General features: G+C 71.2%; 11 protein-coding genes. 2 read left to right on the forward strand and 9 right to left on the reverse strand.

Going from position 1 to position 12,218, the window contains the following annotated elements; all coding sequences use genetic code 11:
- Nucleotides 1–99: 99 nt before the first annotated feature.
- The 7 genes from U5771_RS16890 to U5771_RS16920 form a co-directional block, all read right to left on the reverse strand.
- Nucleotides 100–804 carry an ABC transporter ATP-binding protein gene (locus U5771_RS16890; RefSeq protein ID WP_322025022.1) on the reverse strand — a complete coding sequence of 235 codons (705 nt, stop codon included), beginning with the start codon at nucleotides 802–804 and terminating at the stop codon, nucleotides 100–102.
- A complete protein-coding gene (locus U5771_RS16895; protein WP_322025023.1) occupies nucleotides 801–1,550 on the reverse strand; it encodes an ABC transporter ATP-binding protein in 750 nt (249 codons plus the stop codon). Before U5771_RS16895 ends, U5771_RS16890 begins: the two co-directional genes overlap by 4 nt.
- A complete protein-coding gene (locus U5771_RS16900; protein ID WP_322025024.1) occupies nucleotides 1,547–2,773 on the reverse strand; it encodes a branched-chain amino acid ABC transporter permease in 1,227 nt (408 codons plus the stop codon). Before U5771_RS16900 ends, U5771_RS16895 begins: the two co-directional genes overlap by 4 nt.
- Entirely contained in the window at nucleotides 2,766–3,704 is a 939-nt protein-coding gene (locus tag U5771_RS16905) for a branched-chain amino acid ABC transporter permease (RefSeq protein ID WP_322025088.1), read from the reverse strand. The genes U5771_RS16900 and U5771_RS16905 overlap by 8 nt, the downstream gene beginning before the upstream one ends.
- Nucleotides 3,705–3,717: 13 nt before the next feature.
- The gene (locus tag U5771_RS16910; protein WP_322025025.1) at nucleotides 3,718–4,155 is read right to left on the reverse strand and encodes a thioesterase family protein; all 438 of its coding nucleotides are present in this window, start codon (nucleotides 4,153–4,155) and stop codon (nucleotides 3,718–3,720) included.
- Between the two features lie 130 nt (nucleotides 4,156–4,285).
- The gene (locus tag U5771_RS16915) at nucleotides 4,286–4,822 is read right to left on the reverse strand and encodes an NUDIX domain-containing protein (protein ID WP_322025026.1); all 537 of its coding nucleotides are present in this window, start codon (nucleotides 4,820–4,822) and stop codon (nucleotides 4,286–4,288) included.
- A gap of 122 nt (nucleotides 4,823–4,944) precedes the next feature.
- Nucleotides 4,945–6,207, reverse strand: a complete 1,263-nt coding sequence (locus U5771_RS16920) for a YbfB/YjiJ family MFS transporter (protein ID WP_322025027.1) — start codon at nucleotides 6,205–6,207, stop codon at nucleotides 4,945–4,947.
- A 124-nt stretch (nucleotides 6,208–6,331) separates the two neighbouring features.
- On the opposite strand from U5771_RS16920, the gene U5771_RS16925 reads away from it, so the two are divergent.
- Nucleotides 6,332–7,249, forward strand: coding sequence for a LysR substrate-binding domain-containing protein (locus U5771_RS16925; protein ID WP_322025028.1), 918 nt, complete (start codon nucleotides 6,332–6,334; stop codon nucleotides 7,247–7,249).
- Between the two features lie 134 nt (nucleotides 7,250–7,383).
- Here the strand turns inward: U5771_RS16925 and alaS are convergent, their stop codons facing one another.
- Nucleotides 7,384–10,008 carry an alanine--tRNA ligase gene (gene alaS / locus U5771_RS16930; protein ID WP_322025029.1) on the reverse strand — a complete coding sequence of 875 codons (2,625 nt, stop codon included), beginning with the start codon at nucleotides 10,006–10,008 and terminating at the stop codon, nucleotides 7,384–7,386.
- A 239-nt stretch (nucleotides 10,009–10,247) separates the two neighbouring features.
- Here alaS and U5771_RS16935 point away from each other — a divergent pair, with 239 nt between their 5' ends.
- Nucleotides 10,248–11,468 (forward strand): CaiB/BaiF CoA-transferase family protein, encoded by a 1,221-nt coding sequence (locus U5771_RS16935; RefSeq protein WP_322025030.1) that lies wholly within the window; start codon nucleotides 10,248–10,250, stop codon nucleotides 11,466–11,468.
- 104 nt (nucleotides 11,469–11,572) lie between these two features.
- Here U5771_RS16935 and U5771_RS16940 read toward each other — a convergent pair whose 3' ends face one another.
- Nucleotides 11,573–12,121 carry an alpha/beta hydrolase gene (locus U5771_RS16940; RefSeq protein WP_322025031.1) on the reverse strand — a complete coding sequence of 183 codons (549 nt, stop codon included), beginning with the start codon at nucleotides 12,119–12,121 and terminating at the stop codon, nucleotides 11,573–11,575.
- Nucleotides 12,122–12,218 lie beyond the last annotated feature (97 nt).

Genomic DNA, 12,218 nt, shown 5'->3' on the forward strand with positions numbered 1-12,218 from the left:
CCGGCCTTGCTGGCAATCTTCGCGGTTCGCGCGGCGGCGATAAAGCGGCTCGACACGAATTGACTGGCGGGGTTAGCCGAACAATCGGCGGGCGCGCGGTCAGCCGGCGCTCAGCCATGCACTGACGACGTCGCCGCCGAGCCCGTCGAGCGCGCCGTCGTAGACGATCCGCCCGCGCCCCATCACCGCGACGCGCCGCGCGAGCCGCGGCGCAAGCTGCAGCCGCTGCTCGATCAGCAGGATCGCGACGCCGTCGGCCTGCAGCGCCGCGAGGCAGGCGCCGACCTCGTCGACCGCGCGCGGCGCGAGCCCTTCGGCCGGTTCGTCGACGATCAGCACGCGCGGGCGTCCCGCGAGCGCGCGCACCAGCGCCAGCACCTGCTGTTCGCCGCCCGACAGCCGCCCCGCCTTCACGTCCGCCCGTGCCGCCAGCAGCGGAAAGCGCTCGAGCAGCCGGCCGAGCGCCGCGCGTTCGGCCGCGCCATGCGCGCCGCGCAACCCGAGCCGCAAGTTGTCGCGCACGCTCAGCAGCGGAAACACGTCGCGGCTTTCGGCGACGTAAGCCACGCCGCGCCGCGCGATCTCGAACGTGCGCGCGCCCGCGCATTCGGCGCCGGCGATGCGCACCGACCCCGCGGTGCGCACGAGCCCCATCACGGCCTTCGCGAGCGTCGAGCGGCCCGAGCCGTTGCGGCCGAGCAGCGCGAGCGTCTCGCCCGGCGCGAGCGCGAGATCGACGGCGTCGAGCACAGGCTGCATCCCGTACCACGCGCGCAGGCCGCGCATGTCGAGCAGCGCGCTCATGCGCCCTCGCCCAGATAGGCGGCACGCACGGCCGGGTCCGCGCGGATCGCGTCGGGCGCACCGGTCGCGACCACCGTGCCGCGCACGAGCACCGTGATCCGCTCGGCGAAGCCGAACACCGCATCCATGTCGTGCTCGATCATCAGCACCGTGCGGCCCTGCGTCGTCGCGCGGATCAGCGCGATCATCCGCGCCGCCTGGTCGCGGTTCATGCCGGCCGTCGGTTCGTCGAGCAACAGCGTGCGCGCGCCGCTCGCGAGCGCGATGCCGAGATCGAGCGCGCGCTGTTCCGCATAGCCGAGTTCGCCGGCCGGCGTGTCGTGCCGCGCGTCGAGGCCGATGTCGTGCAGCACGTTCGCGGCCGCGCGATCGACCGACGCCGATTCGCGCAGCCGGTTCCACCAGCGCCGCCGCTCGGCCGGCGCATGCAGCACCGCGCAGCGCAGGTTGTCGAAGACGCTCAGCCGCGCGAACGCGCTCGTCTGCTGGAAACTGCGGCCGATGCCGAGCCGGCTCGCGACCACCGGCCCGCGCCCGCGCAGCTCGACGCCGTGCAGGACGACGCGTCCGCGCGTCGGCCGCAGCGCGCCGGCAATCACGCCGAACAGCGTCGACTTGCCCGCGCCGTTCGGCCCGATCAGCGCATGACGCTCGCCGGCCGGGACGCTCAGTTCGATACCGTCGAGCACGGTCTGTGCGCCGAAACGCTGCACGATGCCGTGGAGCGCGATCGCGTCGCCGGTCATCGCCGCTCCTCCCGCTTGCCGCGCCCGTGGTTCGTCAGCCGCGCATGCCAGCCCCACAGCAGCGTGCCGATGCCGGCCGCCGAGCACGCGACCGCCCAGCCGGCCGGCGCATCCGCATCGATACCCCACGCGCCGAACGCGATGCCGGTGCCGTCGTCCTGCGCGAAACGCCACGCATAGCCGAGCTCGGCCGCGCAGACGATCGCGACACCCCAGAACACGCATGCGCCGACGCCGCACAGCACGCGCCAGCGCTCGGCGGCCGGCACGCCGCGGCGCAACGCCTGCACGAGCGTCTGCACGATCCCCGCGATCCCGCGCGGCGCGGCGACGACGACCACGACGAACAGCACGCCGAGATACAGCGCCCAGGCGCGCGACACGCTCGCGACGACGACGCTCAGCGCGGTCAGCACCACTGCGCCGGCCGCCGGTCCGAAGAACGTGCCGGTGCCGCCGATCACCGCGGCGATCAGCACGGTCGCCGAACGCGCCATCGACACGCTGTCGGGCGTCGCGATCTCGACGTCGATCAGCGTCAGCGTGCCGGCGATGCCCGCGAAGAACGACGCGCAGGTGACCATCGCGAGCCGCACGCGGCGCGGCTCGGTGCCGAGCGCCGCGACGCGCGCGGGGTTGTCGCGCACCGCGTTCGCGAGCCGCGCGAGCGGCGTGCGCGTCAGCGCGTACATCGCCAGCGCCGACACGACGCACCATGCGGCGATCACCGCGTAGGCCTGTGTTTCCGCGCCGAAATGCCAGCCGCCCCATGGCGTGCCGCTCGCACGGTCGATCGGCACGCCGCCGAGACCGCCGAACCACGCGGGCACGCTCCACGCGGCGGCCGCGACGCATTCACCGAGGCCGAGCGTGATCATCGCGAACCCGGTGCCCGCGCGGCGTGTCGCGAGCAGGCCGGCCAGGAACCCGAAACCCGCGCCGGCCACGCCGCCGACGAGCGGCAACAGCGGCAGCGGAGCGCCGACGTGATTGAACCAGTGCGCGGCGGCGAATGCGCCGAGGCCCGCGAAGGCCGCATGGCCGAACGACAGCAGCCCGGTCGCGCCGAGCTGCAGGTTGTACGACAGCGCGAGCACCACGAGCGCGGCCGTCTGCGCGAGATAGCCGAGCACCGCGCCATGCGGCCACAGCCACGCGGGCAAGGCCAGGCACGCGGCGAACAGCACCCAGCGCAGCGCGCCGGCCCGCACGCGGCTAGCCATCGACACGCTCGCCGAACAGCCCGCGCGGACGGGCGACCAGCACCGCGACGAGCAGCAGGTACGGGACCAGCGGTGCAAGCTGCGCGATCGACACGGTGGCGACGCTGTCGGGCAGCGCGACGCCCGCCGATTGCGCGAGGTCGCGCAGCGACGTGTCGCTGGATGCCGCGAAGGTCTGCGCGAATCCGACCGCGAGCGACGCGACGAACGCGCCGCTGAGCGAACCGAGCCCGCCGATCACGACGACCGCGAACACCACCGAGCCGACGGTCTCGGCCAGCGCCGGTTCGATCACCGCGAGCGGCGCGCCGATCACGCCGGCCAGCGCCGCCAGCGCGGTGCCCGCGCCGAACAACCCCGTCATCACGCGCGGCACGTCGTAGCCGAGCGCCTCGACGGCCGCGCGGTGCGTGAGCGCGGCGCGCACGACGAGCCCGATGCGCGACGCGCGCAGCAGCGCACCGAGCGCGATCAGCATCGCCGCGGACATCGCCATCATGAAGAGCCGGTAGCGCGGCAGCGCGAGGCCGAACACGGTCACGGGCGCACCGTCGAACAGCGGCGGCACCGGGGCCGGCAGCGGCGCGAGGCCCCACAGGAGTTTCGCGCCCTCGCCGATCAGGTACGCGAGGCCGAAGGTCAGCAGCAGTTCGCTCGTGTGGCCGCCGCGCGCCTGCACGCGGCGCAGCAGCCCGCGCTCGCAGCCGGCGCCGAGCAGCCCGACCGCGAGCGGCGCGAGCACGAGCGCGGGCCAGAAACCCGCGCGCGCCGCGATGCTGTAGCCCACGTACGCGCCGAACATGTAGAAGCTCGCATGCGCGAAGTTGAGCACGCCCTGCACGCTGAAGATCAGCGTGAGACCGGCCGACAGCATGAACAGCAGCAACCCGTAGCTGAGGCCGTTGAACGCCTGGAGCGCGAACGCATGCACCGCCGCGCGCCCGTCAGCCGGCGAGCGGTTCGAGCGCCGCGCGCAGCGCATCCGGCAGCGGCACCGGGCGGCGCGTGTCGCGATCGACGTACACGTGCACGAAATGCCCCTGCGCGGCCGGCGCGGATTCCCCCGCCGCGAACAGCCCGATCTCGTAGCGCACGCTCGACGTGCCGAGCTTCGCGACGCGCAGCCCCGCATCGACCGACTGCGGAAACACGAGCGGCGCGAAGTAGTTGCACTGCGTCTCGACCACGAGCCCGATCGTCTGCCCATGCTCGACGTCGAGCACGCCCGCGCGGATCAGGTATTCGTTCACGACGGTGTCGAAGTAGCTGTAGTAGACGACGTTGTTCACGTGCCCGTAGACGTCGTTGTCCATCCAGCGGGTCGTGATCGGCAGGAAGTGGCGATAGGCATCGCGCGGACGCGGCTGCGGCTTGTCGGACATGGCGGTGGCGGTCAGGACGAGGAGGACGTCGCGCGGCGGCCGTACGGGACGGCACGCGGGCGAACGGCGGGATGCCGCGTCGCGACCGTGCGCGGCGCGGCGGATGACATGCGGGGTGCAGCGCGGCCCGTCATTGCCCCGCTCGATCGACGAATTCGAAATCGAGGCCGCGCGCGCGCATCCAGTCGGCCAGCGCGTAGCCGGTGCCGGCACGCCACGGGCGCAGCAACGGCGGATCGACGAGGCGGTACTCGAGCAGTTCCGGCGACAGCGCGACGCTGCCCGACGCGCGCACGTGGTACGCGATGATCAGTTCGTTCTTGCGGATGAATTCATAGACGCCGACCAGCGTGACCTGCTCGGCCTTCAGCGCGGTTTCCTCGAACACCTCGCGCGCGATGCCGTCCTCGGGTGTCTCGCCGTTCTCGAGGAAACCGGTGATCAGCGCGAACATCCCTTCCGGCCAGGCCGCGTTGCGTGCGAGCAGGATCTTGCCGTCGAGCTCGACGATCGCGGCCACCACCGGCAGCGGGTTGTTCCAGTGCACGTAGCCGCATGCGTCGTCCGGGCAGGCCTGGCGGACGCGGCCGCCCTCGTGTTCGGGATCGGCGCGCTCGGTCAGCGGACGCGCGCAGCGCGGGCAAAAACGGTAATCGGCGGTGGTCATCGATGGGGATCTGGCGAGCGCCCAGCGGCGGCAGGCAGGCCGCCTCGCGCGCCCGCTCGGCGCGGGAAAGGCTTCATTCTAGCGAGTTTGCCCGCGCCGCAGACGATCCGGCCCCGATGCGGTCAGGGTTGCATGCGGGGTTGCGCACGCCCGCGTGCGGCGGTCGCCGCGAAGCCCGCGGCACCGACGAGCAACGCGCCCGCCGCGACCCACAGCGCCGGCGAGAACGACCCGAAGCGCGCGGTCAGCGGCGCCGCGACGAGCGGGCCGAGAATCTGCCCGACCCCGTACGACGCGGTCGCATAGCCCATCAGCCCGGCCGCACGTTCGCCGTGCAGCCGCCGCGCCTCGCGCATCGCGAACAGCGTGATCGCGGTGAACGGCAGGCCGAGCAGCGCACTGCCGACCGAGAAGCCGGCCGCGTTCGGCCACACGATGCCCGCCGCGATCCCGAGCGCCTGCGTCGCGCAGCCGGTGGCGAGCAGCAGCCGGTTGTCCCAGTGGCCGGGTAGCCGGGAAGCGGCGATCGCGCCGACGATCAGCGCCGCGCCGAACATCGGCCAGAACAGGTCCGGCCACGGCGAGCCGGCCGGCAGCGCGGCGCGCGCGATCACCGGCAGAAACGTCGCGGTGATGATGTAGCCGAAGCCCGGCAACCCGTACAGCGCGACGAGCCACGCGGCGTCGGCCCGATGGCGCCGCGCGTCGTGCGGTGCCGCGGCCGTCGCCGCAAGCCGGGCGGGCGCGGCCGGCGACCCGGCCGCCGGCGCCGGCGCGGTGCCGAACGTGCGCCAGATCGCGGCCGACAGCACCGCCGACAACGCCGCGAAGCCGAGCCAGCCTGGCGCCGCGCGATGGCCGGCCAGCGCGCTGCCGATCAGCCCCGTCAGCACGATGCCGACGCCCGGCCCCGCGTAGATCACCCCGCTCCACTCGGGCGCGTGCAGCTCGGCGAGCCGCCGCAGCCCCCATTGCGACACGAACACGAAGGTCCAGGCACTGACGACGCCCGCGACGAAGCGCACCGCGAGCCACACGGGGAGCAGATGGCCGACACCCATCGCGGCGGTCAACAGCACGGTGGCGGCCAGCCCGAAGCGCACCATCCGCGCGGGCGCGACCCGCACCGCCGCGCAGCTGACCGCGCCGACGAAATAGCCCGCGTAGTTCGCCGACGCGAGCCAGCTGCCGGCCTGCAGGCCGATCGAGCCGTCGGCGAGCATCAGCGGCAGCAGCGGCGTGAACGCGAAGCGGCCGACGCCGAGCGCGACCGCGAGCCCGATCAGGCAGGCGAGCGCGGCCGCGCGGGCGCGGCGGTCGGCATCCTCGGACGGGCGCGGGGCAGTGACGGCGGCGGCGGCGGTCGAAGCATCGGAACGGGACATGGCGGCAAGGGCCGCGCGCTGCGCGCGCCGGCCGGAACGGTAATCGGAATGCTTGTATCGTAGCTTGACCAAACGTTCTCGATAAATGAATAATCAAGAATCCACATATCTCCTGGAGAGAATCATGGATCTGGCGGCGCTGGCGATTTTCCGGGCCGTCGTGCGCGAGAACGGTGTGACGCGCGCGGCGGCGAAGCTCAATCGCGTGCAGTCGAACGTGACGACGCGCATCAAGCAGCTCGAGGAGGAACTCGGCGCGGCGCTGTTCGTGCGCGACGGCCGCCGGCTCGTGCTGACGCCGGCCGGGCACACGCTGCTGCCGTACGCGGAGCGGCTACTCGAGCTTGCCGACGAGGCGCGCGACGCGGTGCGCGAGGACACGCCGCGCGGGCGGCTGCGGCTCGGCACGATGGAAAGCACGGCCGCGAGCCGGCTGCCGACCGTGCTCGCGCGCTATCACCATGCGTGGCCCGACGTGTCGCTGGAGCTCGTGACCGGCACGACCGGCTGGCTGATCGACAAGGTGCGCGACTTCGAGATCGACGCGGCGCTGTTCGCGCGGCCGCCCGAGCCGGACACGCTGCCCGACACGTTCGAGACGGTGCCGGTCTTCCGCGAGGATCTCGTGCTGCTGACGCCGCGCGGCCATCCGCCGGTGCGCACGCCGCGCGACGTGATCCTGCCGACGCTGATCGCGTTCGAGCGCGGCTGCACGTACCGGAAATACGTCGAGCAGTGGTATGCGGCGCAAGGGATGAAACCCGCGCGCGTGCTCGAACTCGGCTCGTATCACGCGATCGTCGCGTGCGTCGCGGCCGGCGCGGGCATCGCGGTCGCGCCGCGCTCGGTGCTCGAGTTGCAGCCCGAGACCGGCAACGTCGCCGCCCACACGATCCCCGAACTCGAAGGGATCGACACGCTGCTCGCGTGGCGGCACGGTTACGCGTCGGCCGCGCTCGCCGCGCTGCGCGATGCGCTCGGTGACGCTGCGCGGCAGGCGGGGGATGCGGCCAAGGCGCCGGCGGCAACGGTACCGGCATGATTCGGCAGCGCTCGCGACCGGCACGCGTTCATCCCGCGCATAAACAAGACGACCCGACCGGCCACCGCCGATCGGGTCGTTTTTCCATGGGATGCGATGGGGTCAGCGAGACCGCATCGCCTCAGCCGTGACGATCAAAGACGCGCTTCGACCCAGCCCTTGACGCCTGCCAGCGCGCCCGGCAGGTTCGCCGGTTCCGTGCCGCCTGCCTGCGCCATGTCCGGACGGCCGCCGCCCTTGCCGCCGACCTGCTGAGCGACGAAGTTCACGAGCTCGCCGGCCTTGACCTTCTTGCTCGCATCCGGCGTGACACCCGCGATCAGGCTGACCTTGCCGCCTTCGATGGCCGCCAGCACGATCGCCGCGCTCTTCAGCTTGTCCTTCAGCTTGTCGACCGTTTCGCGCAGCGTCTTCGCGTCCGCGCCGTCGAGCGTCGCGGCCAGCACGTACACGCCGCCGATCTCGACGGCCTGCTGCGCGAGCTCGTCGCCCTGGCTCGATGCCAGCTTCGACTTCAGCGCGCCCAGCTCCTTCTCGAGCGACTTCACCTGGTCCTGCACCTGCGCGATGCGCTGCGTGAGTTCCGACGGCTGCGCCTTCAGCGCGGCCGCCGCTTCGTTCACACGGGCGTCGAGGTCCTGCACGAAACGCACCGCGTTGTCGCCGGTGATCGCCTCGACCCGACGGATGCCGGCCGCGACGCCGCCTTCGACGACGATCTTGAAGAAGCCGATGTCGCCGGTGCGGTGCACGTGCGTGCCGCCGCACAGTTCGCGCGAGAAGCCGAGGTCGAGCACGCGCACTTCGTCGCCGTACTTCTCGCCGAACAGCGCCATCGCGCCGCCCTTCACCGCTTCGTCGTACGGCATCACGCGCACGATGCCCGGCGCGTTCGCGAGGATTTCGTTGTTGACGATCTGCTCGACGCGACGGATTTCGTCGTCGGTCATCGGTGCATTGTGCGCGAAGTCGAAGCGGGTTTTCTCCGCATCGACGAGCGAACCCTTCTGCTGCACGTGCGCGCCGAGCACTTCGCGCAGCGCCTTGTGCATCAGGTGGGTGGCCGAGTGGTTGCGCTGCGTGCGCGCACGGCGGTGCGCGTCGATTTCCGCGCGCAGCACGTCGCCGATCTTCAGCGTGCCCTGATCGAGCGTGCCGTGGTGACCGATCACGTCGGCCTGCACCTTCAGCGTGTCGGCCACCGCGAAGCGCGTCGACGCATTCGCGAGCACGCCCTGGTCGCCGACCTGGCCGCCCGATTCCGCGTAGAACGGCGTGTGGTCGAGCACGACGACCGCATCCTGGCCGCTCTTCACTTCATTGACCGACGAACCGTCGACGTACAGCGCGACGACCTTCGCGTCGTCGAACGCGATTTCCTCGTAGCCGTGGAACGTGGTCTTCGCGCCCGAGTATTCGAGGCCCTGCGCGGCCTTGAACTTGCCGGCCGCGCGCGCCTGCTCGCGCTGACGCGCCATCGCGTCGTCGAACGCCGGCTCGTCGACCGTCATCCCGCGCTCGCGGCACACGTCGGCCGTGAGGTCGAGCGGGAAGCCGTAGGTGTCGTGCAGCTTGAACGCGAGTTCGCCGTCGAGCACCTTGCCGCCCTTCGCCTCGACGTCGGCCAGCGCGGCCTCAAGGATCGACATCCCGTGCTCGATCGTCTCGAAGAAGCGCTCCTCTTCCTGGCGCAGCACGTCGGTCACGCGCTGCTCGGCTTCCTTCAGCTCCGGATACGCGGCGCCCATCTCGGCGACGAGGTCGGCCACCAGCTTGTGGAAGAACGAGCCCTTGCGGCCGAGCTTGTAGCCGTGGCGGATCGCGCGGCGCACGATCCGGCGCAGCACGTAGCCGCGGCCTTCGTTGCCGGGAATCACGCCGTCGACGATCAGGAACGAGCACGCGCGGATGTGATCGGCGATCACCTTCAGCGAGTTGTTGGTGAGGTCGCTGATCTCGGTCACGCGCGCGGCGGCCTTGATCAGGTTCTGGAACAGGTCGATCTCGTAGTTGCTGTGCACGTGCTGCAACACCGCGGCGAGGCGCTCGAGGCCCATGCCGGTGTCGACCGACTGCTTCGGCAGGCGCGTCATGTTGCCCTGCGCGTCGCGGTTGAACTGCATGAACACGAGGTTCCAGATCTCGATGTAGCGGTCGCCGTCTTCTTCGGGCGACCCCGGCGGGCCGCCCCACACGTCCGGGCCGTGGTCGTAGAAGATTTCGGTACACGGGCCGCACGGGCCGGTGTCGCCCATCGTCCAGAAGTTGTCCGACGCGTAGCGCGCGCCCTTGTTGTCGCCGATGCGGATGATCCGCTCGGTCGGCACGCCGACTTCCTTCGCCCAGATGTCGTACGCTTCGTCGTCTTCCTGGTAGACGGTGACCCACAGCTTGTCCTTCGGCAACTGGTAGACCGTGGTCAGCAGCTCCCACGCGAAGCGGATCGCGTCGTGCTTGAAGTAGTCGCCGAACGAGAAGTTGCCGAGCATCTCGAAGAACGTGTGGTGGCGCGCCGTGTAGCCGACGTTCTCGAGGTCGTTGTGCTTGCCGCCCGCGCGCACGCTGCGCTGCGCCGTGGTGGCGCGCGAGTACGGACGCGGGTCCGTGCCGAGGAACACGTCCTTGAACTGGACCATGCCCGAGTTCGTGAACATCAGCGTGGGGTCGTTACCGGGCACGAGGCTCGACGAGCGGACGATCGTGTGGCCCTTCGATTCGAAGAATTTGAGGAATTTCTCGCGGATTTCGGCAGCTTTCATGGCGTGCGGGGAATGTCTGGCTAAGACGGCTTCAAACGCCGGCCGTCCTCGCGGACGCACGGCGGGCAAATATCGTAAACGCTCGATTATACGATACAGACCGGCGGCCCAGCCGGCAGCGGCCCGGCGCGCCGGACGACCGGCCTGGGCCACCCGCGCGGCCGATTCGCCTTAAGATGCTCGGCATGCCAATTCGCCCTGCCCCGGCCGGGCGAGCCATGAAAGGAGACGATTCGACGATGGGTGCCCTGAGCCATATCCGCGTGCTGGACCTCACCCGCGTGCTCGCGGGCCCGTGGTGCGCGCAGACGCTTGCCGACTTCGGTGCGGACGTGATCAAGGTCGAGCGCCCCGGCGCCGGCGACGACACGCGCCACTGGGGGCCGCCGTACCTGAAGGATGCGACCGGCGCCGATACGGCCGAGGCCGCGTACTACCTCGCGGCGAACCGCAACAAGCGCTCGGTGACGGTCGACATCGCGACGCCGGAAGGCCAGCAGATCGTGCGCGAGCTCGCCGCGCAGAGCGACGTCGTGCTCGAGAACTACAAGGTCGGGCAGCTGAAGAAATACGGGCTCGATTACGATTCGCTGCGCGCGGTGAAGCCCGATCTCGTCTATTGCTCGGTCACGGGGTTCGGCCAGACGGGCCCGTACGCGCATCGCGCGGGCTACGACTTCATCGTCCAGGGGATCGGCGGCTTCATGAGCATCACCGGCGAACGCGACAGCGAACCGGGCGGCGGCCCGCAGAAGGCCGGCGTGGCGATCGCCGATCTCGCGACCGGCCTCTATTCGACGATCGCCGTGCTCGCCGCGCTCGCGCACCGCGACCGCACGGGCGAAGGCCAGTACATCGACATGGCGCTGCTCGACGTGCAGGTCGCGCTGCTCGCGAACATGAACACCAACTTCCTCGCGAGCGGCAAGCCGCCGGTGCGCTGGGGCAACGCGCACCCGAACATCGTGCCGTACCAGACGTTCCAGACGAGCGACGGCTGGATCATCGTCGCGGTCGGCAACGACGGGCAGTTCCGCAAGTTCGTCGAGACCGGCGGCCGGCCCGAGCTGGCCGACGACGAACGGTTCGCGACCAACCCGTCGCGCGTGCGCCATCGCGACACGCTGGTGCCGATCCTCGCGGAGATGGTGAAGACGCGCGGCAAGGCCGACTGGATCGGCGTGCTGGAAGCGGCCGGCGTGCCGTGCGGGCCGATCAACGAACTCGACGAGGTGTTCGCCAACGAACAGGTGGTCGCGCGCGGGATGCAGGTGTCGCTGCCGCACCCGTGCGGCGCGGACGTGAAGCTCGTGCGCAATCCGATCCGGATGAGCGCGACGCCGCCCGAGGCGCACACCGCCCCGCCGCTGCTCGGCGCGCAGACGGAAGACGTACTGCGCGACATGCTCGGCTACGACGACGCACGCATCGCGGCGCTGAAGGCGAAGCAGGCGATCTGAGCCGGCCCGGACGAGCGCGCCCGGCAAGGCACTTTCGGGTGCGCGCGGCCGTATGCCCGGGCGCCGGCTGACCGCTGCCGGACCCATGAAACGATAGCTAGCGGCTAGCGCGCAAGCGCATCGAGCCAGCCGCGTGCGTCGGGCCAGTCGCCGAGCCCGCTGTCCGCGTTGATGTGGCCGCGCGCGCCGAGGTCATGGAAGGCGCTCCCCCACGCGTGCGCGCAGCGGCGCGCGAACGCGATCGAGCCGTACGGATCGTCGCTGCTCGCGACCACGCAGGTCGGAAACGGCAGCCGTTCGTGCGGCACCGGCGCGAAACCGTGCGCGTCGGCCGGAAACGCCGGCCCGGCCGGGTCGGGCAACGCGACGAGCAGCGCGCCGCGCACCTTCGCGAGCGCGGCCGGCCGCGCGTAGCGGGTCGCCCACCACGCGGTGGTCAGCGTGCCGAGGCTGTGCGCGGCGATCGTCACGGGGCCCGGTGCGGCTTCGACGGCACGGTCGAGCGCGAGACACCAGCCGTTGCGGAACGCACGGTCCCAGTCGGGCATCGCGATGCGCATGAAACGCGCGTCGGCGCGCTCCCAGCGGCTTTGCCAGTGGAACGGACCGGAGTTGCCGTAGCCCGGCAGCACGAAAACGGGAGAGTCGCTCATGGAAGGTTCGTCGACGCATGATGTCGTTATGTGACGTCGACGCAGTGTCGCACACCCGCTCCTCCCTGATGCTGCCTGTCGAATCGCGGAATGGATG

It is taken from the genome of Burkholderia sp. BCC1977 (genome assembly GCF_905339595.1).
GTDB lineage: Bacteria > Pseudomonadota > Gammaproteobacteria > Burkholderiales > Burkholderiaceae > Burkholderia.